Below are 26,569 nucleotides of genomic sequence, written 5' to 3'. Positions count from 1 at the left end.
TATTTTTGCGGTGCAAATACATATGTACCGCTGACGTGAAGGACCAAGGTGGATCATGGGTTGTGCGACTTGCCCACCGCTTGTGTGGGAACGCTTTCCCATTTCACGGACGAATACCTCATGAACGATCACACCAGGCGCAAGCCTCCCAGCAACATCGTGCTGCCGGCCCTCAGCCCGCCCATGATCAGCGCCGACGATGCCGCGCGATTTGCCCACGAGGCGATTGGCAACAAACGCGACAAGGAATACGGCGGGCTGATCCTGCAGGGCGAGAGCGGACGCTTTTTTGCGACGTTGCCCATCGGCGGCAATTTGTATGTGGATTTCACGCAGTTGCTGGCCGTGGATGCGCAAGGCAACTTCATCCACCCGGCCGGCTACACGTGCTACGGCCTTTATCACTCCCATCCGAACGTGCTGGCGTTGGTGAAGAAGAAATACCCGGGACTACCCGAGGCGGGAGCCCACCTGGCCATGAACTTTTTCACCGATGTGGAGAAGGCCTTCATGATCCGCCACCGAGGTTTTGCCAAGGCTTTTTATCTTTCGGGGGCCGAGACCTGCCTGCTCAAATATGAGCCCAGCGGGTCGCCTGAAGAGGACTTGCTTGCCGAAGAAATCAAGAATGAGCGCCCCACGGGGACGTTTTATCTCGTCGAGGAAATCATCGACGAACTGGCGAGAGCCGGCAGGCTGAGTGTGGTGATCCCCAACCCATTGTGGGGCAATGTCAGGGGGCAGTTTGTCGGCAACTGGATCGCGACCGAGCCGGTGAACAAAGCGAACGTCCCGACGCAGCAACCGTTCTGCTCGCCGATAGACGATCAGCCCGCCGAGTTGGTCGGCAAATTCGTGCGCACCGACAGCGCCAACGCCGATGTGGAGTTCATGGGCGCCATCCTCAAGGCGCAGGGAACGCAGGAGTACGTTGCCACGTTCCCCTGGCGCGAGCGCACTTCGCTTGCTGCGGTGCTCGATGAATTCCCCCGTCATGCGGACGGGGGGCCGCGCTTGCCGGAAGGTTTTCACATCGACGGGTTCTATGCGGTGACCCACGCGAAACCTGCACACCTCCCTGTCCAGCAGGACTGGCTCTACAAGAACTTTTTTTCCCCCGCAGAGCTGGCTGCCCTCATCGCCCAGTCACGCAAGGTTGATCCCCTGCGAGATCCCGAGCGCGGCTTGACCCTCTACAAGCGCACGCCGACCAAGGCGTTGCTGAGTTACACCTGCTCGGGCTCCGAAGCTGAAACCGCACTGATGGAGGGCAACGACGAAACCCTGCAAAAGGCTCTGAAGGCCGGGACCCTGACGACCTTCGAGTTTGTCTTGCAGGTGGCCGCCGCCGGCCGCCTGATGGTTGTGCAGGACGGCAACATCTGGGACAAGACCGGACAGGTGGGACCGGGCTGGGAGCCTTTCGAGCGCATTCGCCAATCGCTGAGCCCGGCGTTCCTCACCGCCGACGATGCGGCGCGTCACGCGCATTTCCAGATGAACAACCGACGTGATATCGACCAGTTGGGCTACATCCTGGAGCGCGATGGCAAGTTTTTCGCCACTACCCCGATCGACGGAGAACAGTGGCAAAAGGACTGGGGCCTGCCGTTCGCAGGCGGGCTCGCCAAGCGCAAGGTCGAGTTGCCGGGCTATCGCTACGAAGCCGTCTACAACGCCACCGAGGACATCCGCGCACGGCTCAAGGCCATGCAGCCCGACTGGTCGGCTGAGCGTATCGCGCTGCACACCAGCCTGCCTAACCTTCAGCACCTGGAGGTGATCATGTCAGGGCGGGAGGCGATCACTACGTTGTATAACTCCGGCCCGGATGAGTCTCTGGTCAAGTACGTGAGGGTCGGTTCGCAGCAGGAGCGCAATTTTGCCGTGCTGCTCGATGGCGCGGTCAAGACCGGTGTGATCGACGAGCAACTCGACGGATTCGACGCGACCGCGGAAACCCTGGTGAAGAAACTCGTGGCGCTCGGCGAATTGACGGTGCTCAACTCAAGTGCAGTGTGGAAAGGTTCGCGTGGCAGGGTGCCGGGCAACTGGGTGGCTTATCAGCCGTTCGTGGCTGACGGCCCTGTGCAACCGGCACTCAGTTGGGTCATGCCAGACGTTGACGTGGGCGCGCAATGGGCCCATGACCTGATGCGCGAGAAGCCTGTGCTCGGGCAGGTCGCGTTCATTGTCAAACGCGTGCAGACAGGTGAGTCTGCGGTAACCGAACCCATCGTGATCGACGCCGGCAAAACAGCGTTCGCCCAGGCGTTGCTGGCCTTCGCGGGTAACAAAAAGGGCATCCCCGCGCTTCCCGCAGGTTATGCCATCCAGGGCATCTGTTACCAGTCCGTGCCGGACCCCCACTTGATACCTGCACAAAAGTGGCTGTACGAGAGCTTTATCTCGGCCACCGATTTTTCCGCCGCCATTGGCAGTTCGCGCCAGCACAAGATGGCGGGGTTGGCCCTGTACCTGAGCACCCGTGATGGTGCGCGGTTACGGTATGAATTTTCCGGGTCGATGCAGGAGAGTCGTTTGCACAGCGCCAGCCCGGACGGCGATGAACAGCGCGAACTGGAAAACGGCACGCTGACCCCCGAGGCCTTTATCTGGCGAGTGGCGGCGGTGGGGGCGCTGTCGGTGATCCAGACCGGCAAGCTGTGGGATGTCGAGGGCGCCGTGGGCACTTCATGGCACCCGTTCGCCCGTTACCCGCAACATCGTCTGAGCCCGGCGTTTCTTACGGCGGACGATGCTGCGCGTTATGTTCACGAGCAAATCGGCGATCAAGGCGACTATGAGTTCTGCGGCTATGTCATGGAGCGCGAGGATGGACGATTCGTGGCGACTGAGCCCTGGGTGGTTGGGAAGGCCGGTCGCTTCGCCACGGATTTTGTCTACCCCGCAGATGCCGGGGGCAAACCGATTCTGCCCGAGCGGCATGTGCTGCGCGGTGTGTACGCCTCGCGCCTGGCGTTGTCGATGTACGACGTCCAACGGATGAAGCGCCACGGCTGGAGCCGCGAGCAGGCGAGCATCGACGCGCAGTCATTCAGCGATACCGATCTGCATGCGATCTTGCAGCACGCCCCGTACGCCCAGGTCGCTTATCTCTCCTGCGCCGAGGACGCCCTGATTGCCTACGACCTCAGCGGCTCGGCCGCGCAGAAGGCGCTGATGGCACATGTAAGCCCTGGGGAGAAACCCAGCCCGATGGCCGAGGCGCTGGCAACGGGCGCGCAGTTGCCCGAAGACGTCGTCAAGCAGCTGGCAGCCGCCGGCGGCTTGCGTGTGTTGCTCGCCAATGAGTTGTGGGCTTCGCGCGGCATGGTGGTCGAGTACTGGAAAGCGTTCGCCCAACCGCGACCCTTCGAAACGCCCGAGCAGGTGGCGTACGGTTCGGTGTTCGCCAGCGCTGAGGCTGCGGCGCTTGACGCGCATCGGCGCATCCGGCGCCAGGGCCCGGACCAGACCTGTTTTGCGTTTGTGTTAAAGCATGAGCACAAGGAGGAGTACGTGGTCAGTGAATCGGTACCGGCGAGCCGGCGCCAGCCGCTGTTTTCCCAGGCCAGCCTGTTCCGGCTCGATGACGCCGGAACGTTTGTCTACCCTGCGTCGTTCACGTTATTCGGATTGTTTTACGCGCGGCAGTGGCTGCCGCCAAACCTTGCACCCACCGAGCAATGGCTGGGCCGGCACTTCGTTTCATCGAGTGATCTCTATAGTGCCTATTTCGAGGCCAATCGCTTGCGCGACTCGGGTGAAAAAACCGGGTTGCCTGTTTATTTGTCGACCCTCGACCGTGCGCTGTTGAAGTTTCAGTCGCCCAGCGCGACGACTTTGTTCGATGCCTCGATCCAGCCTTCTGGGACGGCCGAGGATGTGCACACGCAACTCAAGAGCGGGCAGTTGTCGGCCAGGAATTTTGTCAGCCGGGTCATCGCTCGGAGCTGGTTGACGGTGGTGGAAGGCAATGAATGCTGGGGCGAAGCCGGACCTTCCCGGTTGGGGTCGCACTGGAAGCCTTTCGCAGGGTTCATCCGACGAAACCTCACCCCGGCATTCACCGCCGCGACCGATGCCGTGCGTTATGCCAAGCGCCAGTTGGGGGCGAACCGAGATCAGCTTAAAGGCGGGTTGGTACTGGTGCGCCCCGACGGTTTGTTTGTCGCGACCGAGCCGCTGCCGGTGGTCAGCGAAGATTTTGATCCCAAGTGGATTCTGCCGGACGAAGATGTTGCGTTGGAGCTGTTGGCGCCCGGTTGCAAGGTCATAGCCCGTTATCGCAGTCGCGTGGCGACGCCGTTGCCATTTCTGTTGCAGGGCCAGGACCGGCAGGTCTATAGCGACTTCTTCTCGACACCGGTGCTCGCCACGGCGCTGGCGTCGGGGCATTTGTGGACCCACGAATACCTGCTCGGTGCCCAGGGTTCGATTCTGTCGTTCAGTCTGTATGACCCTGAGGCGGACTTGCTGAGCGTGGCGCAAAAGAGCGAAAGGACGACACGCCTGGCCGCTCTGGAGGACCAGCTCGCACCGTCCAGCGACGCCCCCCATGACCCGTGGAGCAACCAGATCGAACGGCGGATACGCAGTGGCGTGAGCACGCCCGTTGAGCTGGTCGATCAGTTGGTCGGCGTGGGCCGCCTGGAGGTGGTGCAAAGCAGCAACCTCTGGGGGCCGGCACTCAAATTGGGCAAAGGCTGGCGGCCGTTGAAACAGGGTTACCAGGCACCGGAGTCAGTGCGTTTCGCCTCGGCTGATCGCAGTTTGAGTCCGGCGTTCTGCCACGCCGACGATGCCGTGCGGCATGTGCATGAACAGGGAGGGGGACGCGAGCACTGGCGATTTGGCCTGGTGCTCGTTTCATCGCGTCTTGCCCATGCGGTGGCGAGCCTGCCGGTCATGGCCGATGACCTGAAGTTTCCCCGTGCGCGAGTGTTCCAGGGCGCACGGTTGCCCAGCGGCTATTCGGTACAGGGCATTTATTTGTGCGCGCCTGCCCGTCAGCCCGATGAGCTGCCGCGCACCGAGGTTTTTCGCAGCTTCATCCCGCCCACGGTGCTCGCAGCGGCATTGTCGGCTGCGCAACGGTTGGTAGCGGGGGCGCCGGCTGGGTTTGAGCCGTTGTACCTGTCGTGCGCCGATGGCGCGTTGCTCAAGTACCAGGCCTCCACCTGGGACCCTGACCTGCAAACCCATGGGGCGATCATGGCGTACGTCAAATCGTTGCAGGGCGATGGCAACCCCGCCGACTACATTCGCAAGATCGCGCGCGGTGGACAGCTTGAAGTGTTGGTGCGCAGTGCTGTTTGGGCGAAGGTCGGGCGCGTGGGACCGGCTTGGTCGCCGGGCAAGGTCGAGGCAACACCCGCCGGGGAGGATGCACGCCTGGCGTTGGGACCTTTGTGCGCGCATCCGGACGACGCGGCGCGCTGGGCGTGGCGACGGGCTCGGGGCAACGCGCTGTTGGGTACGATCCTGCGTGACGGTCAGGTGAATTTCGTCGCCACCGAACCTCTGGAGGATGCCGGCCCCACCGTGCCACTCGGCCTGCGTGACTACGCCCCGGCCTTTCGGCGACTGTTCATCGGGGTGTTGTTTCCCGGCTACTCACGCAAAAATCCCGGCGCTTCAAAGAGGTATCCAGACGGCTACGAAGTGATGGGTGTGCAGCAACTTTACAAGGTGGACGCCGCCGCGCAGCCTGAACAGACGCTTTACCGCAACTTCGTCGCCCACGACGAAATACGGGCCTGCATCGCGGTACTGGCAACGGCGGCCATCGCTGACAGCCGTTACTACCTGACTCCACGAAATGGCGCGTTGCTGGTCTATCGTCCGAGTTACCTGGATGCTGAATCGCGGGTGCTGCGCGACGGGTGGAGCCAGACGCAAACGCTTTCGCAGGTACTCGCGACGTTGATCGGCAGCGGTCGTCTGGACGTCCTCGAGCCTGACGAATTCTGGCAGCCACGGGGGCACGTGACGATGAAGCGGTTGCAGGAGATGAACCGCCGCTCGGTTTCAAGCATGTGATTTCCCCCTGTGGGAGCGGGTTCGAATCAGGCCGAACCCGCCTCCACCTGCCGGTTAAACCGCGTCATCAGCACCCGATCCAGCACCCACACCACCACCAGCGAAGCGCCCACCAGCGGGAACACCACGGCCAGTGCCAGCATGATCGCCACGCCGGTTTTCCAGGTCGGCAGGTCGTGGCGCAGCGGCGGAACGCCGAACTTGCCCTGTGGCCGGCGCTTCCACCAGATCACCACGCCGCTGACGGCGCTGAGCAGGATCATCAGGCAAATCAGCAGCACGATGATCTGGTTGAGGGTGCCGAACATCTTGCCTTCATGCAGCATCACGCCCAGTTCCGTGGCGCGAGCGACAGGACCGTATTGCTCCCACCGCACATCGGCCAGGACCTTGCCGCTGTATTGGTCCACGTGCAACGTGGCGTCGTTGCGAGGATCGTCGGCGAACACCGCAATGGTGAACACGCCGGTATCGGTGGTCGGCAACGTGATGCTGTAGCCCGGCTCGACCTTGCGCTGTTCGGCGATGTTCTGCACTGCCTGCAGGCTGACGGTCGGTGCGGCGGGGCCGGCGTGTGCGCCGCCATGGGCCATATGTTCGGCATGGTCGCCGGACATTGGCATCGGCGTGTTTTCCACGGCCCATGGCACGGTCTGGCGGGTGGCGGTGTTGAGGCTGCGGGCCTCGATGTCCGATTTGGGCATGTCGTTCCACATGGCATCGGGGAACTTGTTCCACACCTCGGCGTACTGCTTGCCCCAGAAACCGGTCCAGGTCATGCCGCTGAGCAGCATCACCAGCAGCAGGCTGGCGCCCCAGAATCCGGTGACGGCATGCAGGTCACGCCACAACACGCGCCCGCGACTGTTCAGGCGCGGCCACAGGATGCCGGCAGCCTGGCCACGCGGCCACCACAGGAACAGGCCGGACACCACCAGCACCACGCCCCAGCCGGCGGCCATTTCGATCAGCCGGTCACCGACCGTGCCAATCATCAACTCGCCATGGATTGCCCGCGCCACCGCTTGCAGGTTCCACTTGGCGTCTTGCTCGCCGAGGATGTCACCGTGGTAGGGGTCGACAAACACATTGAGTTCGGTGGTGCCGTTGAGTACGACAAACTGCGCGCTGCGCTCGGCATTGACCGGCGGCAAGTACTGTTTGATCGCCCCCTGGGGGTAGGCGTCTTTGACGCGCTTGAGCATGTCGTCGGCCGATACGGTGTGATGCCCGGCCGGGACATTCATGAGGCTGCCATACATCAACGGATCAAGCTGCGGCTTGAACAGGTAGACGGTGCCGGTCAGGGCCAGCATCACCAAAAATGGCGCGACGAACAGACCGGCATAGAAATGCCAGCGCCAGGCCAGGTTATAAAAATTCACTTGAGGCTTTTTCATCGGTTGTGCTCCGCTTGGCGTGGATCTGTTGTAGTTGTCTGGTACCCCTGTAGGAGCGGACTTGTCCGCGATGGATTCAGCAACACCGAGGGGTGTCAGGCTGACAGCGTCATCGTTGACGTCCATCGCGGACAAGTCCGCTCCTACAGGGAGGCGCTGTTTTTTAGAAGCTCATATCCACCTTCGTCCAGAACGTACGTCCGGGTTCCTTGATGGCTTGCGGGTCATCGGCCGGGTAGCCAAAACCGGCGTTGCCGGCCAGGTTCAAGTGCTCGGCATAGGCCTTGCCGAACAGGTTGTCGACGCCGCTGCTGACCTTCCAGTTCTTGTTGATGCGATACGCGCCGTTAAGCGAGAACACGCCAAAACCCGAGGTCTTGGTGAAGTCCTTGCCGACCACGTTGCCCTTGTTCTGGTCGATGCGGTTTTGCGCGGCCACCACCCGCCACAAGGCGCCGGCGCTCCAGTTGTCTTCGCTGTAGGTCAGGCCGAACCGTGCATCCAGCGGTGGCATTTGTGGCAGGGCCTTGCCATCGCTGCTGTTCTTGCCCCAGGCATAGGCCAGCGTCGCATCCGCTTTCCAGTTCGAGGTCAGCTTGTAGGCCGCACCCAGTTCGCCGCCCATGATTCGTGCGTCGATGTTGGAGGCTTGTGAGGTGGTGCCCATCATGCCGGGTGTGTAGTTGAACAGGATGTAGTCGCGGATTTGCCCGACATAACCCGAGGCCCAGGCGTCGAGGTCGTCGGTCTTGTATTGCAGGCCGAAGTCGAACTGCGTGGTTTTTTCCGGCTTGATCGAGTCGAAGGCGTTCACTGAACCGGTCGGGCCGGAATTGGGCGAAAACAGCTCCCAGTAATCCGGGAAGCGCTGGGTATGACCCAAGCCTGCGTACAGGGTGGTCGGGCTGTCAGCCAGGTCGTGTTCATAACGCACGAATCCGCTTGGCAGTGTGTCGGCACGGGTGTCATCGGCGGTCGGGTTGGCCCGGGTCATCATCCCGGAGCCAGTGGTCTGGCGGAAATCCTTGGCCGAAGCACGGTCCAGACGAGCACCGGTAATCAGGCGATCACGGTCGGCGGCGTACCAGGTCAGTTCGCTGAACACCCCATAGTTATGGAAGTCGGCGTCCTTGGTGTACGGCAGGTTCTTGTAGGTGTCGACGCCCATGCTGCTGCGCTGGCGGTGTTCGTTGGTCTGCGCGTCGATACCGCTGATCAACTGCACATCGGCCCAGCGCCAGGTGGCCTTGATCCGAGCGCCCAGGGTGCGGCGATCGACGTTGGAAGCCATGGGGCCTGCCATCATCCCGGTGCCCGATGGGGTGCGCAGGGTGTAGTTGTCCATCACATGGTCAGCGTAGTTGTAGTAGACCTGTGCCTCGATCTTGTCGAGCACGTCGCCGATGTTGGATTTTTCGAACCGCAGGCCCAGGCTTTCGCGTTTGAACTGCGCACCGTCCATGCCGCGTCCGGCGTAACGTGCCTCGCCATCGCCCTTGCCGGCAGTGAGTTCCAACAGTGTGTCGGCGTCGGGCGTCCAGCCCACCGCGACATCACCGTTCCATTTGTCGTAGCGCGAGGCCACGGTGTCGTTGTTGCCGTCGCGATAGTCGTCGGCCTGGGCCGTGTTGCCAATTACCCGCACGTAGCCCAATGGGCCGCCCGCGGCCGCATCCACGGTTTTGTCGAAGCGACCGTTGGAGCCGGCCAGGACACTGGCGTTCACCCGGGTGCCGAGTTCGCCGAAGCGCTCCGGCTCACGGTCGAACAGGATGGTGCCAGCCGATGAGCCGGGGCCCCAGAGGACGGTTTGCGGGCCTTTGATGACGGTGAGTTTGTCGTAGGTTTCCGGGGAAATGTACGACGTGGGCGCGTCCATGCGGCCGGGGCAGGCGCCGAGCATCACGCCACCGTTGGTGAGGATGTTCAACCGCGAGCCGAACATGCCGCGCAGCACCGGATCGCCGTTGGTGCCGCCGTTGCGCACCAGGGCGAAGCCGGGGATGGTCTTCAGGTAGTCGCCACCGTCGCTGGCGGGCACCGGTTGGCGCGGGTCCTTGGGGTTGGTGACGATGGTGAGTGGCGAGCTTGGCGCGATGGCGGTGATCACCGTCGGGCTCAGTTCTTCTTCGTGGCCGGCGTGGTCGTCGGCCTGCACCATGGGTGACAGCAGCGCGCCGCAGAGAATGGCGGTGGCGTGCCTGAAACGTACGCGCGTGGCGCTCAGGGCGAAAGAGGCTTGGGCAGGGCTCAAGCGTGGGTCAGCAGAAAACCTGGACATGACAATTTCCATCGAACAGTCGTAAACGATACGGACGGCAACCTGCGTACTGGCTGTGGGCATGCTCGCAAGTACGCGGCGTCAAAAGACGTCGGCTGCCTCGCAAGCCGGCTCGCTCCCACAGGAGGCTCTGGCTGTCTTCGGACCGTGTGATATCAGGGGGTGTTTACGCGTCGATGGGGGGCGCACGGGTGCGGGCGCCGGGGAAGAAGGTGGACCGGGCGTGGCCCAGGCGGGTGGCGGGGGTGCTGAAGGTGTTGGTCAGCGGTGCATCAAAGGTGACGAATGACTGGCCGCCCGTCAGCGCCGGGCAGTTGAACAGCAGGCTGCAATAGCCGCACTTTTCCCAGATGGCATGGTGGCTGGCCTTGGGCGGGCAGTGTTCGGCGGCAGGCGTGGCCCCATGGTCGCCGTGCGACATCGCCGGCATGTCCATGCTCATGTCCATCGACATGCTCATGGTCATTGCCGTGGCGCGTTGATTCATCGGCATCGACTGGGAAATCAGCGGGCCGATGAAAATCATCAACATGGCGAACAGGCTGATCCAGCTACCGCGAGTCAATCCTGTGGACTGGCGGCGGGAGGTGGATGACCTGGCGCGAGGCGGGCGCATGGGCGTCTTCAGCGCTGCGGCTTAGGGCTTGTGCACGTGGGTCTGGGCGCCGTCGGGCGCGGTTTTCTGCACCGCGACTTCGACGTTCACGTCGCCGGCTTTTTCGAAATGCAGGGTCAACGGGAAACGCTTGCCGTCGCTGAGCAGGCTGCGGTCCTTGAGCTCCAGCAACATGACGTGATACGCCATCGGCGCGAAAGTGACCGTGCCGCCCGCCGGAATCTCGACGCGAGGCACCTGCTGCATTTTCATCAGGTCGTTCTGCTTCACGTGTTCGTGCAGCTCGGCGCTGGCGGCAATCGGTGTGTCGACGCTGAGCAGGGTATCTGCCGTCGTGCCGGTGTTGTGAATCACGAAGTAAGCGGCGACGGTTGGCGCGTTGGGTGGCAATTCCTGCGACCAGGGGTGAGCGATTTCCAGCTCGCCGACTTTGTACTCATGGGCATTGGCAAAGCAGGCAGGCAGCAGCAATGCGGCCAGGACGATAAGTTTGTTCAACATGGCAGTTCTCCGAACGATTCAAAACGCAGGTCAATTTGCGATAAGGAATCACACGAGAGGGGATGCCCGAGGGTTGAGGCTGGGCCATTGCTGGCGAGGCGTGGGGGTGTCGAGTGTCGCCACGAGCAGGCCGCGATTGTCCTGCAAATGGGCGAAATACAGCTGTGGAGCGTGTCCGGGCAATGCCACCAACGGAGCGGAACCGGCGCAGCACCAGCAATGCTGCATATTGGAATGTGGGTCGCTCTGGGGGGCTTTGTGTTCCACGTCACCCAGGTCGATCGCGACCATGCGGGTGCCGCTGGACGAACAGAAACTGCCCCACATCAACTGCTCGGCAGGGGCTTTGGCCGCCTGCGACATGGCTCCGGTCACCGGCATGGCGAGCATGTTGAACAGCACTGCGAAGCAGGCTATCCAGGCAATTGCGAGCCGTTGTCGGGACATGGGACGTATCCGGTTGAGTGAGCGATCAGGCGCGGCTATTTAGCCTGATCAATGCCGATAAGTAAAAACACCGAGTGCGGTTTGGTGTCGCAGTGCCAGCACTTCATAGTCTTCATGATAGCTGTGATTGAACGATTGCCACTGTGGAAGCTTCGCTGAACCTGTAGGAGCGAGCACGCTCGCGATGGTCGTCCAGGCACCGCTGGCATCCAGATAGCCAGCGTTATCGTTGACGACCATCGCGAGCAAGCTCGCTCCTACAGGGGGACGGTCAGGGCTTCGAGTACATCGGCAACCGTACTGAATTCCCGATCCACCTGCGGCAATGTCGGCCGCTTCAACACCAGCACCGGCACACCCCGTTCGCGGGCGACTTCCAGCTTCGGTTCGGTCGCGGTACTGCCGCTGTTCTTGCTGATCAGCACATCGATCTGTCGACGCTCGAACAGTTGCCGCTCATCCTCGATGAAAAACGGCCCACGGGCACCGATCACTTCGCAGCGCGGGGTCGCAGGGTAAACGTCCAGTGCGCGCAAGGTCCAGAATTGCTCCGGCGGAATTTCATCCAGGTGTTGCAGGGGTTCGCGACCGAGGGTGAACAGCGGTCGCCGGAAGGGTTTCAGGGCCTGGATCAACTCGACCCAATCGCTGACTTCGCGCCAGTCGTCCCCCGCCTGGGGTTGCCAGGCGGGCCGCCTGAGTGCCCAGCAGGCGATACCGCTGATCTGCGCGGCGCGTGCCGCGTTGTGGCTGATTTGCGCGGCGTAGGGATGTGTCGCGTCCAGCAGCAGGTCGATGCCTTCATCGGCAATGAACTGGGCCAGGCCCTCGGCGCCGCCATAGCCGCCCACACGCACCTGGCAGGTGAGGTCGTCGGGTACCCGGCCGATGCCGGCCAGGCTGTAAATGTGGGTTGGCCCCAGCGTCCGGGCGATCGCCAATGCTTCAGTGACACCGCCGAGCAGCAATAAGCGTTTCATTGAACGACTCCCGCCTGGCCGACGATCCCGCCCTGGCGATCGATGGCAAAGACTTCCACATGTACCTGCGCCGGCACCACGCTACGGGCAAAGGCCCTGGCGTGTGCGCACACCGCGTCGCCGAGGGCGATACCGGCGGCGCTGGCCATTGCCAGTGCTTGTTGACTGGTGTTGGCCTCGCGAATCGCCTGCTGCAACGCCGTGTCGGCCCCCACATCCGCCGCCCAATCGGCCAGTTGCGGCAGGTCGATGCTTGAGTGTCGGCTGTGCAGATCCATGTGCCCGGCGGCCAGTTTGCTGATTTTGCCGAAACCGCCGCAAAGGCTGAGTTTATCCACGGGTACTTTGCGCAGGTGCTTGAGCACGGCGCCGACGAAGTCGCCCATTTCGATCAGGGCGATTTCCGGCAGGTTGTAGACCCGTCGCATGGTGTCTTCGCTGGCGTTGCCGGTGCACGCGGCGATGTGCAGGTAGCCGTTGGTTTTCGCCACGTCGATGCCCTGGTGGATCGAGGCAATGTACGCCGAGCAGGAGAACGGCCGGACGATGCCGCTGGTGCCCAGTATCGACAAACCGCCGAGAATGCCCAGCCGTGGGTTCATCGTTTTCAACGCCAGGGCCTCGCCGCCCTCGACGTTGATCGTGACCTCGAAACCACCGTGATAGCCCAGCTCCAGCGCCAATCCGCTCAGATGCTCAGTGATCATTTTGCGCGGAATCGGGTTGATTGCCGGCTCGCCGACCTCCAACACCAGGCCGGGCCGGGTGACCGTGCCGACGCCTCGGCCGGCGCAGAAGCGGATGCCAGGCTCGGCGCGCAGTCGCACCCGTGAGAACAGCAGCGCACCGTGGGTCACGTCCGGGTCGTCACCTGCATCCTTGATCGTACCGGCCTCGGCCCCGTCATCCAGTAACCGGCAGAATTCCAGGCGCATCTGTACGCGCTTGCCCTTGGGCAGAACGATGTCCACGGCATCCGCCTCGGCGCCGCCCAGCAGCAGTCGCGCGGCGGCCAAACTGGTGGCAGTGGCGCAGCTACCGGTGGTCAGGCCGCTGCGAAGGGGGGCGGGATGTTCAGCGGTTTCGTCACGCATCGACAGGCTTGACCACGTCCAAGAGGGTAATCGGCAGGGCCTGGCGCCAGGTGTCGAAGTCGCCCAGCGGTTGTGCCTGGGCGATGTGAATGCGCGTCAGCTCGCCGCCGTGCCGTTCGCGCCAGGCCATCAGGGTCATTTCACTTTGCAGCGTCACGGCATTGGCGACCAGCCGGCCACCGGGTTTCAACCGCGCCCAACAAGTGTCCAGCACGCCCTCGCGGGTGACGCCGCCACCGATGAAAATCGCATCCGGGCGTTCGAGGCCGGCGAGGGCGTGCGGCGCCTTGCCGCGAATCAGTTGAAGGCCGGGCACACCGAGCGCGTCGCGGTTGTGTTCGATCAATGCCTGCCGGCCCTCGTCGGCTTCGATGGCCAGCGTTCGGCAGCTCGGGTGGGCACGCATCCATTCGATACCGATCGAGCCGCTGCCCGCCCCGACATCCCACAGCAGTTCACCGGGCACCGGGGCCAGGCGCGCCAAGGTGATCGCGCGGACATCGCGCTTGGTCAATTGGCCGTCGTGCTCGAACGCCGAGTCCGGCAGGCCGGCCACACGCGACAAGCGGGGCGCGTCGGCGCTGGCGATGCAGTCGATGGCGAGCAGATTCAGATCGGCGATCGACGGCGCGTTCCAATCCTGAGCGAGGCCGTCGATGCGTCGCTCGGCCGGGCCGCCCAAATGCTCCAGCACCGTCAGGCGGCTGGGGCCGAAGCCGCGTTCGCGCAACAGCGCGGCAACGGCGGCTGGGCTTGCGCCGTCGTTGCTGAGCACCAGCAGACGCACACCGCTGAACAGTTGCGCATTGAGCGCTGCGATGGGACGGGCCACCAGCGACAGCGTGACGACGTCCTGCAACGGCCAGCCCATACGCGCGGCGGCCAGCGAACAGGAGGAGGGCGCAGGCAGGATCAGCATCTCGTCGGGACGCAGGTGCCGAGCGAGGCTGGCGCCCACGCCAAAGAACATGGGGTCGCCGCTGGCCAGTACACACACCGGTTCGTCGCGCAGGGCCAGGACCGGGTCCAGGGAAAACGGGCTTGGCCAGGCCTGGCGCTGGCCACGGATGCATGGCGGCAACAGATCAAGCTGGCGCTGGCCGCCAAAAATCCGCGTGGCACGCAGCAGCGCGTGCCGGGCGTTCTTGCCCAGGCCTTTGAAACCGTCTTCACCAATGCCAATTACTGTCAGCCAGGGCGTCATGCCTGCTCCTTGAAAAAACCACCCACCGGGCTCGGGCGCGATGATACCGCGCCGCTGCGGTTTTCCCCTGTTTGCCGACTGAACACCGGTTGGGGTTAGCCGGCAACCAGAAAATATCTTGAGGTACTTCGAGGATTGTTGACCCGATGGACATCTGATTAGTGTGAGCGACGGTTTAACAATGGAGTTGACCGACCAGACAATTGAAAAGGATTTTGTATGTTCGAGCCCCCTGCGACGTTTTCACCCCGGGAACGGAGCCGTGCAGCTCTGGCCGGCAGTACGATCGTTTCGGTCGCCCCCAGGGTGTCGGAAGATGATGAACAGATCGCGCTGGATTGTGCGCTTTATCTGGAGCAATACACCGACACCCTTTATGACCGTGAAAGCCAGTGGTACGAATGGCTTCAGCATTTCACGCTGGGGCTCTGGCACCTGGGCTGGATTCACCAGCGTCCGGTGATGCTGGAGAGTCGCAAGGTGTTGCTGTCCGAGCCGATCAGCACGCAGATTCTCGAGACACTCAGGCCCCGGGCCAGCGGGCCGATGTACAGCGCCGCCGTGCACGCCTTCGAGTCGCTCAAAAGCAACCTGCAAGTCAGCGCTTCACTGGAGAAGATCAGCTCGAGAGGGCAGGGGCGGCAGTTTCAAGTCATGCCCTGCGCCTACGATGCAGAGGGCAACCTGACGCTCACGCTGATTCATGCCTGGTATGTCAGCGTGATCAGCCCCGGGCAATTTCTGTTCATCACGTGGCAGGACAACGACACCACGCTGATTCAGCACTATGGGACTTTCACCCTCGATCGACGCCGTTTCGACAGCCTGGCCGTGGCGATGCGCGCGAAAATCACCGAGCGCAGCCGCGAGTATCTGCTGCGAATGTAGTCTCCCGCGTGGCGCCAATGCTCTGGTCGTCCGACAGGCTTTTCATCCCCCGTTGCAAAGCAGGCATAATACCGGCCCCTTCGCCCGCGAAGTGCTCGCCACCTGTACGGGTCATGCCCTTGAACGAACGCCTGATGTCCACCGCAGTACGCCCCTCGGCCTGTCCGGGATTACTCCGTATCGTCCCGGCGCTGGACGGCGGCATCTGTCGCATCAAGCTCACGGGCGGATCGATCACCAGCGCCCAGGCCGAAGCGGTGGCCAGCGCCGCGCAAGATTTTGCCAGCGGTGCGATTGAAGCGACCAACCGTGCCAATCTACAGATACGCGGGATCGGCGAGGAACACGCCGCGTTGATCCAGCGCCTGCTGACGGCCGGCCTGGGCCCTGACAATGCGGCGGGTGATGACGTGCGCAATCTGATGCTCAGCCCCAGCGCCGGGATCGATCGGCACAGCCTGTTCGATACCCGTGCGTTGGCCGGGCAAATCCTCGCCACGGTGCAGCGTCACGAACGCTTCCATGACCTGAGCCCCAAGTTCGCCATGCAACTCGATGGCGGCGAGGCGCTGGCGATGCTCGAACACCCCAACGACCTTTGGCTTTCGGCCTACCGGCACGATGGCGAGTGCCGGTTGGCGTTTGGTCTGGCGGGATGCCCCACGGATGCTCCGGTCGGCTCGGTCGCGCTGGGCGATGGCCATGACTTGATGGTGGCGGTGCTTGAATTGTTCCTTGAGCTGGCAGCGCCCGAGCAGACGCGGATGCGCCATTTGCTGGCCGACATGACGCCCGAGGCCTTCGTGGCGCGACTGGCCGAACGGTTGAGCATTGCGCCCGTCTGCGGCAGGAAGCGTGCCACGCACTCGACGGGGCTGCACATGGGCGTGCAGGATCAGGCGCAAGCCGATCATGTCTACGTCGGTGCCGTGCCGCCACTGGGACGGCTCGATTGCGCCATGCTTCGTGGTGCATCGCGTCTGGCGCGGCAATACGGCGACGCCACCCTGCGATTTACCCCGTGGCAAAGCTTGCTGTTGCCGAACGTGCGCCGTGAGCACGCTGATGAAGTCCTGCGCGTCATGCATCAGTTGGGCTTGTTGTGCGAAGCCGATCAGGCGCTGTCGCAGTTGATTGCCTGCACCGGGTCCGCCGGTTGCGCCAGAGGCCTGGCCGATACCAAGGGTGACGCCCGGCAACTGGCTGCCCTGTTGCAACGCCACGGCGATGCGGTGAACGTGCACCTGAGCGGTTGCCCGCGCTCCTGCGCCGCCGCGCATATCGCCCCGGTCACATTGCTGGCGGTCACCCCCGGTCACTACGACCTTTATTTTCGCGAAGCGGGGCAGCCGGGTTTCGGCGCCCTGCACGCACGCAACCTTACTATTGACGCGGTCGACGCCTTGCTCGACGCCCGCTCACGGAGCCCGCTTGATGCTTGATTACATTCGCGACGGTCAGGAGATCTATCGCAACTCCTTCGCGATCATTCGTGCCGAGGCCAACCTCGCGCGTATCCCGGCGGACCTGGAAAAACTCGCGGTCCGTGTGATTCACGCCTGCGGCATGGTCGATGCCATCGATGGTTTGCAGTTTTCTGCGGGTGCCGGCAAGGCCGGGCGCGATGCGCTGGCGGCCGGCGCACCGATCCTGTGTGATGCACGGATGGTGTCCGAGGGCGTCACCCGGGCGCGCCTGCCGGCCAACAATCAGGTGATCTGCACCCTGCGCGATGAAAGCGTGCCGGACCTTGCCCGCGAACTGGGCAACACCCGTTCGGCCGTCGCCCTGGAGCTGTGGCGCCCGCACCTTGAGGGAAGCGTCGTGGTGATCGGCAATGCGCCCACCGCGTTGTTCTACCTGCTGGAAATGCTTGATGCCGGTGCGCCGAAACCGGCACTGATCCTGGGCTTCCCGGTCGGTTTTGTCGGCGCTGCCGAATCCAAGGCAGCACTTGCGGCGGACAGCCGGGGCGTGCCGTTTGTGATCATGCAAGGTCGACTGGGCGGTAGCGCCATGGCGGCTGCAGCGGTCAATGCCCTCGCCACGGAGGTCGAATAATGCAGCCACGTGGACGTTTGATCGGCCTGGGCGTCGGCCCTGGTGATCCGGAACTGATTACCGTCAAGGCCCTGCGCCTGCTGCGTGAGTCGCCGGTGGTGGCGTACTTCGTCGCCAAGGGCAAGAAGGGCAACGCGTTCGGCATCATCGAGGCCCACTTGCAAGCGGCGCAGACGCTGCTGCCATTGGTCTACCCGGTGACCACCGAAGCGCTGCCGGCACCGCTGTCGTACGAGCAAGTCATCAGCGATTTCTACGATGCGGCCAGCGAAGAGCTGGCGACGCACCTGGACGCCGGCCGCGACGTGGCGGTGATCTGTGAGGGTGACCCGTTCTTCTACGGCTCCTACATGTACCTGCACGATCGCCTGGCCGAGCGTTACGAAGCCGAAGTGGTGCCGGGCGTGTGCTCGATGCTCGGTGGCGCGTCGGTGCTCGGTGCGCCACTGGTGTATCGCAATCAGAGCCTGTCGGTGCTCTCCGGGGTGTTGCCCCACGACGATCTGAAGCGTCGTTTGGCCGATGCCGACGCGGCCGTCATCATGAAGCTGGGGCGTAACCTGCCCAAGGTACGTGAGGTGCTGCAAGAACTGGGGCTGGCTGAGCGTGCGTTGTACGTCGAGCGCGCGACCATGGCCAATCAGAAGATCGTGCCGTTGGCAGACGTCGAGCCGATGTCCTCTCCGTATTTCTCGCTGATTATCGTTCCGGGTGAAAGGTGGCAAGGCTGATGACACGTCCAGCACCGGCAATTGTCATCCTGGGCAATGGCAGCCTCGACACCGCGCGCAGGATTCAACGGCTGTACCCCGGCGCCCTGGTCCATGGGCTGGCCGAACGGGTCGAAGGCGCAGATCGTCCTTATCGTGAGTTTGGCGCGACCCTGCGCGAACTCTATCAGCAGGACACGCCAATCATCGCCCTGTGCGCGGCCGGCATCGTCATTCGCACCCTGGCGCCCTTGCTGCTGGAGAAAGGCGTAGAGCCGCCAGTGCTGGCCGTCGCCGAGGACGGCAGCGCCGTGGTCCCGTTGCTGGGTGGCCTGAGTGGCGTGAACGTCATGGCGCGGGAAATCGGCGCGGGATTGGAGGTGGCGCCGGCTATCACCACCAGCGGCGAACTGCGTTTCGGCACCTGCCTGCTCAACCCACCCAGTGGGTTTGCGCTGGGTGATCTGGAGTTGGGCAAGCGTTTTGTGTCCGATCTGCTCGCCGGTGAAACGGTGCGCATCGAAGGTTCGGCGCCGTGGTTGGCCAGCGCGCAACTGCCTGAAGATCCACACGCGCGGCTGGCGGTTCATGTCGGGCATGCCGAGCGCGCACCCACGGCCAATGAACTGCTGATCTATCCGCGTAACGTGCTGGTGGCGGTGAGTGCCGGCGTGGCCAACCCGTCGCAGGCGATCCGCGAGGCGCTGCATGAGGCGAGGATCGCCGTGCAATCGGTGGCGCTACTGCTGGCGGCCGATCGGGACATGGCCGACCCGACGTTGCGTGAAGCCGCCCTTGAATTGGGTGTGCCGCTGCGTTTTGCCGGTGACAGTGCCACGGTGGGCGAACTCGCCCGCAGCGCCGTTGGCCAGCCGGTGTCGATGCTCGGTGATGACCGCATCGCCATTGCGGTGGCCGAACAACCGCTGCAGGCGCTGTTGATCGGTCGCCCTCGCGGGCGCCTGGCGGTGATCGGGCTGGGGCCAGGGGCTGCCGAGCTGATGGTACCGGCGGTCAAGGCTGAGCTGGCCCGGGCCAATGATGTGCTCGGCTATGAAACCTACGTACGCATGGCCGGCCCGTTCCGCGACGATCAGGTGCTGCATTGCACCGACAACCGCGAAGAGATGCAGCGTGCTCGGCACGCCTTCGAGCTGGCCGCCCAAGGTCGCTCGGTGGTGGTGGTTTCTTCGGGTGATCCGGGGGTGTTCGCCATGGCGGCGGCGGTGCTCGAGGCGCTGCACGAGTCCAGTTCCGAGGCCTGGCACAACGTTGACCTGGAAATCCTGCCGGGGGTGTCCGCTTCACTGGCGACCGCCGCTCAAGCCGGGGCGCCGCTGGGGCATGACTTCTGCGTCATGTCGCTTTCGGACAATCTCAAGCCGTGGGCCATCATCGAAAAACGCCTGGACCTGGCGGCACAAGCCGACCTGGCGCTGGCGTTCTACAACCCGATCTCCCGCTCGCGTCCCTGGCAGTTGGGGCGTGCACTGGAGATCGTCGCGCAGCATCGTGTTGCGCAGACGCCCGTGGTGCTGGGGCGTGATGTCGGCCGGCCCGGACAGACCTTGCGGGTTACCACGCTGGGGCAACTGACTCCCGATCAGGTCGACATGCGCACGATGGTTTTGGTCGGCTCTTCGACCACCTGCCTGTTTCCCCGACCCGACGGTGGTGTCTGGGTGTATACGCCACGTTGGTATGGCAACAAACCTTAAACTCATTGGAAGCCGGCGCAACGCCGGCTTTTTAATGGGCGCTTTATATTAACTTCTGACAATAATTTAAATAACTTGGTTGCATCGTTGTTTTGACTGTCGTGGGTTGGGTTGTTAGTTTTCTTTTGTCTGCAAGAGGCAGATCAAACTAACAACAGGATAGTAAACAGAATGATTGAAGCAGAAGTAGACGCAGCTTTTGATTTTGCTGCGCAACGTGATTATTTTGCGGTGGAAGTTACACCGAAAAAATGGGATGTAAGTGTTGGCCAAAGTTTGGGCGGTGAGAATGACTCTGCCGTATTGGGTTCGACCGTTGCCGCTTACGATGAGGCGCTGTCGGAGGAAGAGCGAGCGGCATTTGACGATACCATTCTTTATGCGGAAATTCGTGCTGACGCGTTCAATCGCGAGACCCAACGTCGTGAATGGTATCGCGAATACAGCAAGGCCCTGACTATGTGCGGTTGGCCCACGGTCAATGACCCTTACAGGGAGTACGTCAGTCAGGAACTGAATTTCACCATGGATGAAGCGGCGCTGCAGATTATTTCACTGGTGGCCGGCGCGGATAAACTCAAAATACTGCCGCTTATTTCTTCGGCCTTTAATTCATTGGAGAAAAATGACGGCGCCATAACACTGGTTGAGCATAAGAGTAAAAAGAACAAGTCTGCCAATTTTCAAATTGTTCCATGCGTTTCTTTGGGTGGTCGTCCAACCATGATCGCATGTGCCATGCAGTTGGAAGCCAGCGATGTGCTGACCAAAGTATTGTTCTTCAAGTTTAAGCGCGAGCAAGTCAAGATTTACAATGCCGCCTCTCGCCGGACATTAAATCGTCGCGCCTATGATGTCGTAAAGGACTTGGTCCAGTCAGCGGTTCACAAGAAACGTCTTGAATACTTCAAGACCCAACTTTAAAAATACAACGACTTTCGGTCGTGAAGTGTTTCGTTGTTGTCTTTGCATAATTTAAAGGTGAGACATGGAGAGTCATCGTCAGGAGTCCTTTGTGGGTTCCGGTTTGCTCGGTGTGTTGTCCGCAGGTTTGGACGCCCCGATGAAATGCGACATCCTGTATTCGTTGCTCGCTGCGCGATTGATGGCGGGGACTTCGCCTGTGAGCCGTTCCGATTTTGCCCATGACACCTTTGTCCAGGCCATTAAGCGGTGCGGCTGGACGCTGAGGCGGGAGCAGTGGTTGGAACCGGTGTTTGAGCACCTGCTCGCCGTCACGCCGCAGGATCTGATCACCCGGGCGATGGACGACGTAGCGCTTCTCGAGCAGCGCGATGTGGCCTGCGAAGCCTTGGCGGCATTGGCTGATCTTGCGATGGATTCGCCCGCACGCCTGCTTTATCAGCAGGGGTTGATCAGTGAGTCCGTCGTCGCGCTGGCGCAGGGCGAAGAACGGCGGACCCGAGTTCGGCTGCGGTTTGCCGTGAGTACCCGCCACGCCTGCATCGAAGTGTTTTATCTGTCGTTTGAAACGACCCAGAGTGCAGAAGGGAATTGGTTGGCGCAGGCCTTTGCACCCCAATGTTTCACCTCGGCGGTGACGGTCCAGCACCACTCATTCGAGCTCGCAGCCAGGGCGTTCGCCAGCAGTCGAGCACAGTTGGTGGCCTTTGTCGGGGAGCATGCGTTGATGGCCGTCAGGCCAGCACCCGCGTTATCGGGCGAGGACCGGGCCTGCGGTGCCGTCAGGGCACCAGATAGCCCTTCACCCCGGTAAAGATAATCTGGGCCGCGAGTGCACAGACAAACAGTCCCATCAAGCGGCTGACAATCTGCAAGCCCTGGTCACCGAGAATGCGTTCAATACGGTTCGACAGGTAAAGCACCACCCCAACGGTGAAGCTGGCCAGGGCAATGCTGAGGATGGCGGTGAGCTTGTCGTCCCAGTGAGGCTGGCTGACGCCCATCACCAACAGCGCGCCGATCGTGCCGGGGCCGACGGTCAGGGGAATGGTCAGCGGGACGATCGTGACGTCTTGCTGCACGTTGTCGGTCTGTACCGCCGACTTGCCCTGGGCCATGCCCAGCGCCGAAATGAACAATACGCTGCCGGCGCCGATGCGGAAGGCATCCACGGTGATGCCAAAGACGCTGAAAATTATCCGCCCGAACAGATACAGCAGGACACTGGATACCAGCGTGGCGATCGCCACTTTCCAGGCCAGCCGGCGTTGTTCCTTGCGTGAATAACCGCGGGTCAGGCTGATGAAGCACGACAGCACGAAGAACGGGCTGTAGAGCACCAGCATCTTCAGGTAAACGCTGAACAACACGTGGAGCATGGGGCAGGCTCACTGGCGAGGGAAGTCGTGGGGGAGTCTATCAGGCGTCGCGCAGTCTGTCGGCTCAGGACGTTTGGGTGGCTGCTCGATTTTGCTGGTCGCGCTGGGCTACCCAGTGTTCGATCAGTTCGCGCAGCTGTGACAGCTCGACCGGTTTGGCCATGTGCCCATCCATGCCGGCCTGGCGTGCACGTTCCTTGTGTTCGGCGAGGATATGCGCAGTCAACGCCACGACCGGGGTGCGAACCCGCTGGTTGCTCACTTCCCAGGCGCGCAATTGCTGGGTGGCGGAGAAGCCATCGAGAATCGGCATTTCGCAATCCATCAAGACCAGGTCGTAGCGCTGCGCCTTCATCGCCTGCAAGGCTTCCTCGCCATTGCTGGCGGTGTCCGGTTGCAGGTTGAGCTTGCCGAGCATGCCGCGAATGACCTTGGTCGAAATGCTGTTGTCTTCGGCCACCAGAATGCGGAAGTCGCTGGGTACCTTGACTGGCAACGGCGGGCCGCTGGGCATCTGCGGCGAAACGGCCTGGCCCTTGTTGCGCTGGTTCAGCTCATCGGCCAGGGTGGTTTTGAGGGTGTAGCCGGCCACGGGTTTGGCGAGGATGCGCTTGATCCCGGAGTTGCGCGCGATGATCTTGCTCGGCGCGTTGCTGATGCCGGTGAGCATGACCAGCAGGATATCGTGGTTCAGGCTCGGGTCTTCCTTGATCTTGGCAGCCAGTTGCATGCCTGTCATGCCGGGCATGTTCTGGTCCAGCAGGACCACGTCGAAGTAGTCACGCAGGTGGGCCTTGGTGCGCAGCAGTGCCAAGGCTTCCTTGCCCGAAGGCACGGCGCTGACGTTCAGGCCCCAGGCGCTGCACTGCTGCACCAGCACCTTGCGGCAAGTGTCGTTGTCATCCACCACCAGCACTCGAGCACCCTGCAGCGGACCATCGAGGTCGGAGGTCGGATGTTCGAGGCGGTCGGGGTCCAGAGGGAGGGTCAGCCACAGCGTACTGCCCTGGTTGGCGCCACTCTTGATGCCGAACTCGCCCTGCATCAGACGTATCAACTGACGGGCGATCACCAGCCCGAGGTTGCCGCCCAGGCGCGTGGTGGACAGGAAGTTCTTGCTGTGCAGTTCGGTGTGCATCAGCGCGTCGCGTTCTTCGGCGTCCATCGGTTCGCCGCTGTCCTGCACGGCAATGCGCAGGCGAGGGCGAGCGCTGCGTTCGTCGAGGGCGACGACGATCAGGATCTCGCCTTCATCGGTTTTCTTCAGGGCGTTTTCCACGAGGCTCAGCAGCGTCTGGCGCAGGCGCGTCGGATCGCCGCTGATGACCCGTGGCACTTGCGGCTGGATGAAGCTGATCAGCTCCACGTTTTGTTGTTCGGCCTTGGCGCGGAAGATGCTCAGGCAATCCTCGATCAGTGCATTGAGGTCGAATTGCACATCATCGAGCTCGATCTGCCCGGATTCGAGCTTGGAGATGTCGAGGATTTCGTTGATCAGTGTCAGCAGTTCGTTGCCGGCACTGTGGATGGTTTGCACATAGTCGCGTTGCTTGACCGACAGCGGTGTGCCCAGCAGCAACTCGGTCATGCCCAGCACGCCATTCATCGGGGTGCGGATCTCGTGGCTGATCTTCGCCAGGAATTCGGCCTTGGCGTTGATCTCGGCATTGCTGGCGGCGAGGTCGCGGCTGACGCTGAAGCGGTCTTCGGTGATGCTGCGCTGACGCTCGCTCAGGGCGATGCTCATCAGCAGCCCGCTAAGGCAGATGAACGCCAGCAGCGCGGTGATCAGACCCTGCGGCTCGATCAGCGTCAGCCCCATCAGGGCCGGGAGGATGATCAGGATGCCGAGGTTGAAGACCACCATGCCGGCCACGAACAGCCGCGCCGGACGATAGCCTTTTTGCCAGTGCCAGGCGCTGACGAACAGCATCGTCAAGCCGGCGAGAGCAACGAGGGCGTAGGTAATGATGTTCAGCGGCAGTGTGTTGACGAACAAGAGCAGCAGGGCACAGATGCCGATGAATAGAATTTCACCCTGCAGCAGCTTGTTCAGCGGATGGGGGCCGAGCGGTGAAAAGAAGCGGTACGCAAACATCAATCCGCAGGGAGCCGTCAGTATCAAGGCAACGTAGGCGCCCGGTGTCTGCAGGCCGTGCCAGTCTGGTAGCCAGGGAGCGGCAAGGTTAAGCAGCAAGCCCAGGCTTAGCATCAGCAGCGCTTCGCAGCCCGCCAGCCACAGGCTGCTGCGCGAGCGGCTGTAACCGTAGCGGATCAGGTTGTGCAGGATCAGCATGCCAATGCAACCGAACAGCAGGCCGTAGATCAGCGTCTGGTTGTGATTGGCCGCGGTCAGTATCGCCGATTGCAGGGTGATATAAGGTCGCATCTGGTGTTCGGACACCAGGCGCAGGTAGACATCGAGAGGCTTGTCGCTTTGCGGCAACGGCAACATGAAGTCGCTGTTGGGCAGCCGACGTTCAGTCTGGGGCTGTTCGCTGCCGGTGTTCAACTGGTCGATCAGCTTGTCGCCGTCGAGCACGTAGAGATTGAGGTGCGACAGGTCGGGGGCAAATATCCGCAGCAACTGTTCGTGTTTGCCGGGTGCCAGCCTGAAGCGCAGCCAGAGCGCACCGCCGGGTTCGGCTGCGCTGAGGCGATCGAGTTCGGTAGGGCTGAATTGATTGATATAGCGAGTGGAGCGGATGTCGCTCAGTTGCAGGTCGCCCTGTTCGTCGAGCAATACTGCCCAGCCACTGCCTTGCGCGGCCTGGGCCGACAGCATGAAGAGCAGTGTCATCAGCGTGACAGTGAAACCTATGGCAATCCTGAGCCAGCGCACGGCGAAATCCCTTCGTAGGTTGATGCCAGAATATAACTATGCGCGGCGCCGGAATAGTCCGGCAAGGGCCTGAAACCCTTGCCCGACCGAATGAAACGCTTATTCCTGATTTTCGCCACGCTCGCGGGCAATGGCACGGTAGCCAATGTCCTTGCGATAGAAACAGCCCTCCCAATCAATCTTCGCTGCCAGTTTGTAAGCCTGCTGCTGGGCGGCATCGACGCTGGCGCCCATGGCAGTCGCGCAGAGCACCCGACCACCGGCGGTCACTACTTGACCGTCCTTGAGCGCAGTACCGGCGTGGAAAACTTTGCCTTCCAGGCCGGCCGCAGCATCCAGACCGTTGATGGCCGCGCCTTTAGCGTAGTCGCCAGGATAGCCGCCTGCCGCCAACACGATGCCGACGCTTGGACGCGGATCCCATTGAGCTTCGACCTTGTCCAGGGCTTGTGCCAATGCAGCTTCGACCAGCAACACCAGGCTCGACTGCAGGCGCAGCATGACGGGTTGGGTCTCAGGGTCGCCGAAACGGCAGTTGAATTCGATAACTTTTGGGTTACCAGCCTTGTCGATCATCAAGCCTGCGTACAGGAAACCGGTGTAGACATTGCCTTCATCGGCCATGCCGCGCACGGTCGGCCAGATCACCTGGTCCATGACGCGCTGGTGCACTTGGCTGGTGACCACTGGCGCTGGCGAGTAGGCGCCCATGCCGCCGGTGTTCGGACCGGTATCGCCGTCACCGACGCGTTTGTGGTCCTGGCTGGTCGCCATTGGCAGCACATTTTTGCCGTCGACCATGACGATGAAGCTGGCTTCCTCGCCATCCAGGAACTCTTCGATGACCACGCGCGAACCGGCGTCGCCGAAGGCATTGCCCGCAAGCATGTCGCGAACGGCGTCTTCGGCCTCGGACAGGGTCATGGCCACGATCACGCCTTTACCGGCGGCCAGGCCGTCGGCCTTGATCACGATCGGTGCGCCTTTTTCGCGCAGGTAAGCCAGGGCCGGCTCGATTTCGGTGAAGTTCTGGTAGTCGGCGGTCGGGATCTTGTGGCGCGCCAGGAAATCCTTGGTGAACGCCTTCGAGCCTTCCAACTGCGCGGCACCGGCGGTCGGACCGAAGCAGTCCAGGCCACGGGTACGGAACAGGTCAACGACGCCGGCCACCAGCGGCACTTCGGGGCCGACGATGGTCAGGGAAACATTCTTCTCGGCGAAATCGGCCAGCTGTTCCAGGGCCAGGACGTCGATGGCGACGTTCTCGCACTTGGCTTCAATGGCGGTACCGGCGTTGCCCGGGGCCACGAAAACCTTCTGCACGCGCGGATCCTGAGCCACTTTCCAGGCCAGGGCGTGTTCACGGCCACCGCTGCCAATGATCAAAATGTTCAAAAGAAGACTCCTTTGGAGAAGCTACAAGCTACAAGCTGCAAGTAAGAGCGGATACCCGCGACCTTCAATTGCAGCTTTGGCTTT

At 62.3% G+C, this 26,569-nt stretch carries 20 protein-coding genes; 8 read left to right on the top strand and 12 right to left on the bottom strand.

The annotated features are described in order from the left end of the window. Positions 1-120 precede the first annotated feature (120 nt). Positions 121-6,045 carry a hypothetical protein gene (locus AB4N64_RS22080; RefSeq protein WP_460118492.1) on the top strand — a complete coding sequence of 1,975 codons (5,925 nt, stop codon included), beginning with the start codon at positions 121-123 and terminating at the stop codon, positions 6,043-6,045. 26 nt (positions 6,046-6,071) lie between these two features. Here the strand turns inward: AB4N64_RS22080 and AB4N64_RS22075 are convergent, their stop codons facing one another. The 9 genes from AB4N64_RS22075 to cbiE form a co-directional block, all read right to left on the bottom strand. Beyond that, positions 6,072-7,445 (bottom strand): PepSY-associated TM helix domain-containing protein, encoded by a 1,374-nt coding sequence (locus tag AB4N64_RS22075; protein WP_460118490.1) that lies wholly within the window; start codon positions 7,443-7,445, stop codon positions 6,072-6,074. 163 nt (positions 7,446-7,608) lie between these two features. Further along, complete coding sequence (locus AB4N64_RS22070) at positions 7,609-9,726, bottom strand: TonB-dependent copper receptor (RefSeq protein ID WP_460118488.1); 2,118 nt, start codon at positions 9,724-9,726, stop codon at positions 7,609-7,611. 166 nt (positions 9,727-9,892) lie between these two features. After that, positions 9,893-10,342: a DUF2946 domain-containing protein gene (locus AB4N64_RS22065; RefSeq protein WP_460118486.1), complete on the bottom strand. Its 450-nt coding sequence runs from the start codon at positions 10,340-10,342 to the stop codon at positions 9,893-9,895. A gap of 21 nt (positions 10,343-10,363) precedes the next feature. Further along, positions 10,364-10,843 carry a copper chaperone PCu(A)C gene (locus tag AB4N64_RS22060; RefSeq protein ID WP_460118484.1) on the bottom strand — a complete coding sequence of 160 codons (480 nt, stop codon included), beginning with the start codon at positions 10,841-10,843 and terminating at the stop codon, positions 10,364-10,366. 48 nt (positions 10,844-10,891) lie between these two features. After that, positions 10,892-11,290 carry a DUF2946 domain-containing protein gene (locus AB4N64_RS22055; protein WP_460118482.1) on the bottom strand — a complete coding sequence of 133 codons (399 nt, stop codon included), beginning with the start codon at positions 11,288-11,290 and terminating at the stop codon, positions 10,892-10,894. A gap of 48 nt (positions 11,291-11,338) precedes the next feature. Next, positions 11,339-11,539: a hypothetical protein gene (locus AB4N64_RS22050; RefSeq protein WP_460118480.1), complete on the bottom strand. Its 201-nt coding sequence runs from the start codon at positions 11,537-11,539 to the stop codon at positions 11,339-11,341. Positions 11,540-11,547: 8 nt separating this feature from the next. After that, positions 11,548-12,270, bottom strand: a complete 723-nt coding sequence (locus AB4N64_RS22045; protein ID WP_460118478.1) for a cobalt-precorrin-6A reductase — start codon at positions 12,268-12,270, stop codon at positions 11,548-11,550. After that, entirely contained in the window at positions 12,267-13,364 is a 1,098-nt protein-coding gene (locus AB4N64_RS22040; protein ID WP_460118476.1) for a cobalt-precorrin-5B (C(1))-methyltransferase, read from the bottom strand. Before AB4N64_RS22040 ends, AB4N64_RS22045 begins: the two co-directional genes overlap by 4 nt. Then, a complete protein-coding gene (gene cbiE, locus AB4N64_RS22035; protein ID WP_460118474.1) occupies positions 13,357-14,568 on the bottom strand; it encodes a precorrin-6y C5,15-methyltransferase (decarboxylating) subunit CbiE in 1,212 nt (403 codons plus the stop codon). Before cbiE ends, AB4N64_RS22040 begins: the two co-directional genes overlap by 8 nt. A gap of 219 nt (positions 14,569-14,787) precedes the next feature. Here cbiE and AB4N64_RS22030 point away from each other — a divergent pair, with 219 nt between their 5' ends. From AB4N64_RS22030 to AB4N64_RS22000, 7 genes are all read left to right on the top strand, one after another. After that, the gene (locus AB4N64_RS22030; protein ID WP_460118472.1) at positions 14,788-15,456 is read left to right on the top strand and encodes a hypothetical protein; all 669 of its coding nucleotides are present in this window, start codon (positions 14,788-14,790) and stop codon (positions 15,454-15,456) included. 134 nt (positions 15,457-15,590) lie between these two features. Continuing rightward, positions 15,591-16,898 (top strand): precorrin-3B synthase, encoded by a 1,308-nt coding sequence (gene cobG / locus AB4N64_RS22025; protein ID WP_460118470.1) that lies wholly within the window; start codon positions 15,591-15,593, stop codon positions 16,896-16,898. Beyond that, positions 16,891-17,517 carry a precorrin-8X methylmutase gene (locus tag AB4N64_RS22020; protein ID WP_460118468.1) on the top strand — a complete coding sequence of 209 codons (627 nt, stop codon included), beginning with the start codon at positions 16,891-16,893 and terminating at the stop codon, positions 17,515-17,517. Before cobG ends, AB4N64_RS22020 begins: the two co-directional genes overlap by 8 nt. After that, positions 17,517-18,248, top strand: a complete 732-nt coding sequence (locus AB4N64_RS22015; protein WP_460118466.1) for a precorrin-2 C(20)-methyltransferase — start codon at positions 17,517-17,519, stop codon at positions 18,246-18,248. The genes AB4N64_RS22020 and AB4N64_RS22015 overlap by 1 nt, the downstream gene beginning before the upstream one ends. Further along, positions 18,248-19,945, top strand: a complete 1,698-nt coding sequence (gene cobJ / locus AB4N64_RS22010; protein WP_460118464.1) for a precorrin-3B C(17)-methyltransferase — start codon at positions 18,248-18,250, stop codon at positions 19,943-19,945. The genes AB4N64_RS22015 and cobJ overlap by 1 nt, the downstream gene beginning before the upstream one ends. Positions 19,946-20,116: 171 nt before the next feature. Further along, the gene (locus tag AB4N64_RS22005) at positions 20,117-20,869 is read left to right on the top strand and encodes a hypothetical protein (protein ID WP_460118462.1); all 753 of its coding nucleotides are present in this window, start codon (positions 20,117-20,119) and stop codon (positions 20,867-20,869) included. 64 nt (positions 20,870-20,933) lie between these two features. Further along, complete coding sequence (locus tag AB4N64_RS22000; RefSeq protein WP_460118460.1) at positions 20,934-21,683, top strand: hypothetical protein; 750 nt, start codon at positions 20,934-20,936, stop codon at positions 21,681-21,683. Here AB4N64_RS22000 and AB4N64_RS21995 read toward each other — a convergent pair. The 3 genes from AB4N64_RS21995 to purD form a co-directional block, all read right to left on the bottom strand. Then, on the bottom strand, positions 21,652-22,248 hold the full coding sequence (locus AB4N64_RS21995; RefSeq protein ID WP_460118458.1) for a MarC family protein: 597 nt from the start codon (positions 22,246-22,248) through the stop codon (positions 21,652-21,654). The genes AB4N64_RS22000 and AB4N64_RS21995 overlap by 32 nt on opposite strands. Before the next feature lie 64 nt (positions 22,249-22,312). After that, on the bottom strand, positions 22,313-25,090 hold the full coding sequence (locus AB4N64_RS21990; RefSeq protein WP_460118456.1) for a hybrid sensor histidine kinase/response regulator: 2,778 nt from the start codon (positions 25,088-25,090) through the stop codon (positions 22,313-22,315). 99 nt (positions 25,091-25,189) lie between these two features. Further along, on the bottom strand, positions 25,190-26,485 hold the full coding sequence (purD, locus tag AB4N64_RS21985) for a phosphoribosylamine--glycine ligase (RefSeq protein WP_460118454.1): 1,296 nt from the start codon (positions 26,483-26,485) through the stop codon (positions 25,190-25,192). Positions 26,486-26,569: the final 84 nt, after the last annotated feature.

The organism is Pseudomonas sp. S2_C03, from assembly GCF_054668405.1.
This window is presented reverse-complemented; position numbering and strand designations above follow the sequence as displayed.

Bases quoted from the DNA above. Each gene is read 5' to 3' on its own strand.
- AB4N64_RS22080 (WP_460118492.1), top strand. From the start codon at position 121: ATGAACGATCACACCAGGCGCAAGCCTCCCAGCAACATCGTGCTGCCG.
- AB4N64_RS22075 (WP_460118490.1), bottom strand. From the start codon at position 7,445: ATGAAAAAGCCTCAAGTGAATTTTTATAACCTGGCCTGGCGCTGGCAT.
- AB4N64_RS22070 (WP_460118488.1), bottom strand. From the start codon at position 9,726: ATGTCCAGGTTTTCTGCTGACCCACGCTTGAGCCCTGCCCAAGCCTCT.
- AB4N64_RS22065 (WP_460118486.1), bottom strand. From the start codon at position 10,342: ATGCGCCCGCCTCGCGCCAGGTCATCCACCTCCCGCCGCCAGTCCACA.
- AB4N64_RS22060 (WP_460118484.1), bottom strand. From the start codon at position 10,843: ATGTTGAACAAACTTATCGTCCTGGCCGCATTGCTGCTGCCTGCCTGC.
- AB4N64_RS22055 (WP_460118482.1), bottom strand. From the start codon at position 11,290: ATGTCCCGACAACGGCTCGCAATTGCCTGGATAGCCTGCTTCGCAGTG.
- AB4N64_RS22045 (WP_460118478.1), bottom strand. From the start codon at position 12,270: ATGAAACGCTTATTGCTGCTCGGCGGTGTCACTGAAGCATTGGCGATC.
- AB4N64_RS22040 (WP_460118476.1), bottom strand. From the start codon at position 13,364: ATGCGTGACGAAACCGCTGAACATCCCGCCCCCCTTCGCAGCGGCCTG.
- cbiE (WP_460118474.1), bottom strand. From the start codon at position 14,568: ATGACGCCCTGGCTGACAGTAATTGGCATTGGTGAAGACGGTTTCAAA.
- AB4N64_RS22030 (WP_460118472.1), top strand. From the start codon at position 14,788: ATGTTCGAGCCCCCTGCGACGTTTTCACCCCGGGAACGGAGCCGTGCA.
- cobG (WP_460118470.1), top strand. From the start codon at position 15,591: ATGTCCACCGCAGTACGCCCCTCGGCCTGTCCGGGATTACTCCGTATC.
- AB4N64_RS22020 (WP_460118468.1), top strand. From the start codon at position 16,891: ATGCTTGATTACATTCGCGACGGTCAGGAGATCTATCGCAACTCCTTC.
- AB4N64_RS22015 (WP_460118466.1), top strand. From the start codon at position 17,517: ATGCAGCCACGTGGACGTTTGATCGGCCTGGGCGTCGGCCCTGGTGAT.
- cobJ (WP_460118464.1), top strand. From the start codon at position 18,248: ATGACACGTCCAGCACCGGCAATTGTCATCCTGGGCAATGGCAGCCTC.
- AB4N64_RS22005 (WP_460118462.1), top strand. From the start codon at position 20,117: ATGATTGAAGCAGAAGTAGACGCAGCTTTTGATTTTGCTGCGCAACGT.
- AB4N64_RS22000 (WP_460118460.1), top strand. From the start codon at position 20,934: ATGGAGAGTCATCGTCAGGAGTCCTTTGTGGGTTCCGGTTTGCTCGGT.
- AB4N64_RS21995 (WP_460118458.1), bottom strand. From the start codon at position 22,248: ATGCTCCACGTGTTGTTCAGCGTTTACCTGAAGATGCTGGTGCTCTAC.